Origin of the sequence: Pedobacter agri PB92, assembly GCF_000258495.1 — a bacterium.
Classification (GTDB): domain Bacteria; phylum Bacteroidota; class Bacteroidia; order Sphingobacteriales; family Sphingobacteriaceae; genus Pedobacter; species Pedobacter agri.
This window is the reverse complement of record NZ_AJLG01000302.1, coordinates 1-2,496: the sequence shown is the minus strand read 5'-3', so window position 1 is coordinate 2,496 and position 2,496 is coordinate 1. Positions and strand designations below refer to the sequence as shown.

Annotated in this window: 1 protein-coding gene; it reads right to left on the bottom strand. The window is 38.7% G+C overall.

All coding sequences use genetic code 11. The features are described 5' to 3' along the window. Positions 1-488: 488 nt before the first annotated feature. Positions 489-2,496 (bottom strand): DEAD/DEAH box helicase (locus ON09_RS23380; protein WP_010603492.1); only part of this gene is annotated, 2,008 nt, incomplete at its 5' end.

The following is a 2,496-nucleotide window of genomic DNA, read 5'->3' as shown; positions in this document are numbered from 1 at the left end:
GGCCTAGCTCCGGTTAACCTTATCCATCAAACAGATGCGATTGGTATTGCTTCGGCATTTTAAAAAAGCAAGCCTTTGGAAGGATTTATAATGCTTGCTCACCTGATCACCCTGCCAAAAAAGCATTTTACACCGCAGCTGCTCATACCACCGGCTTGATTGAACCTAGATTTATAGAAGAAAAAAGAGACTGGAAGATTGTAGAAAGTTTGAATGTTCCTGAGTTTTTGGATTACGATTTTCATGTTGCACTATAGTTTTAAAATCTGCGATTCCCTCATGCGCTTAGAAAAATCTATAGGATACTAACTTAACCAATCGCAACAGCTGAATAAAAATCCGCAAAATATTAAAATTGGATGCTTTGATCTAACAGATTCTTCGCTGCGCTCAGCATAACAAACCGATAATTTAATTCAGCGCCCATGCTTATTTCGAACGAGCGTGAAAATAGCATTTCGTATTTACCCAAGCAATTCACCAATCAGCTAACTCAATAAGCCGAGCAATTCCTTTTTATTTAATCCCTTGAAAAAACTACCATCACTTTGTATCAGATTTTTAACCAAATCTTTTTTTGTGGATTGCAGCTTCATAATTTTTTCTTCGATGGTATCGGGGCAAATTAATCGTACCGCCATCACGTTTTTATGCTGACCAATCCGGTAAGCCCTATCGATGGCCTGGTTTTCTACTGCCGGATTCCACCAGGGATCTACGAGATAAACATAGTCGGCCTGGGTTAAATTCAAACCGGTGCCACCAGCTTTCAAACTAATCAGGAAAACAGGAATATCATCGTTCTGCTGAAACGATTGAACAACCTCTTCCCTATTTTTTGTCTGACCGGTTAAGTACGCAAAGCCAATTCCCCGTTTTTCAAGCTGCTTCTTAATTAAATCGAGCATCGTTACAAATTGCGAGAACACCAGAATTTTATGCTTGCCAGCTTTACTTTCTATTTGCTCAAGCAGTGTTTCTATTTTTGAAGATGCCTGCAGGTATGACTTTCCATCGGCCAGTAAAGCCGCAGAGTTACAAATCTGCCTCAGCTGCGTAATACTTTTGAGTACATGCATAGAACTTTTAGGCAACTCGTCTTCCGATTTATTCAAAATAAAATCCTGAATCTCTTTTTTATTTGCCTCATATACCTCCCGCTGCTCATCTCCCATTTCACAATACAAGATGATTTCCGTTTTATCTGGAAGTTCTTTTGCAACCTGTTCCTTGGTTCTTCGCAAAATAAAAGGCCTGATTTTATGCTGCAGTTCTTCTGATCTCCTTTTATCTTTAAACTGATCGATGGGTGTAGAATATAAGTCAGCAAATTGTTGTTTACTGCCAAACAAACCCGGACAAGCAAAAGACAACTGTCCATATAAATCGAACGTACTATTTTCAATGGGGGTTCCTGTCAAAACCACTTTATTTCGCGATTGCAACATCCTCGCTGCTTTATAACGCTGTGATTCCGGATTTTTAATATGCTGCGATTCATCCAGAAAAATATAATTAAACCTGTAATCTTTCAAAAAACGGATATCAGAAAGTAACGTTCCGTATGAGGTTAAAATGATCTCGTAGCGATCGAAACGCTCGGTCGTTTTCGTTCGCTCATTACCGTAAATAATTTTTATTTTGATAGATGGCGCAAATTTTTCTACTTCAGCTTTCCAGTTGAAAATTAATGATGCTGGCACAACAACTAAGTTAGTATTATGCGCTACTTTGTCTCTTTGAGATAAGATGAAAGCCAAAATCTGAATGGTTTTACCCAATCCCATGTCATCTGCCAAACAAGCACCAAAATTAAAATCATCTAGAAAGTTAAGCCAGTTAAGCCCATCTTTTTGATAATGGCGCAAGGTGGCCAGCAAAGTATCAGGCACTTCAACCTCCCGAATGGCCTCTGTACTTTGAAACTTCTGCTTGTATGATGTAAGTTCATTTTTAACTTCTCCGTCCAGCAATGCGTCTTCATAAAGATCATTTATGGTGGCAAACTTTATTTTTGGTGTTAAAATACTTTCATCGGTAACTTCGCCAGCGTTAAAATAATCTGTAAACTTTTGCAGCCAGTTTTCAGGCAAAATCCCTTGCGTTCCATCGTCAAGAGTTACGAATTTGCTTTTGTTCCGGATAGATTTATGCAGCTGTTTCAATGCCACCTGCTGCTTTCCAAACTTCACTTTCACTTTGGTTTCAAACCAGTCGGTACCACTCAGAACCTCAATGTTAATACTGGCTTTATGCTGATTAAGCTTATTATTTTTGAGCTGGTTGAAACCCAGAATATGAATACCTTTGTTTCTCCAGTTTTCGAAAGCATCTAAAAACCAACTTTCCTCTAAAAACCGTTTACGGTGCAGATAATAAGAATCATTGGTTTCCTGGTCGTAGAAAAACGGATGCTGTTTCAAAACATTCCCAATAAACTGGAGCTCCGCTTTTTCGTCTCTGTAAACAGTAAATACATTGCCCAAGTGTGTACGT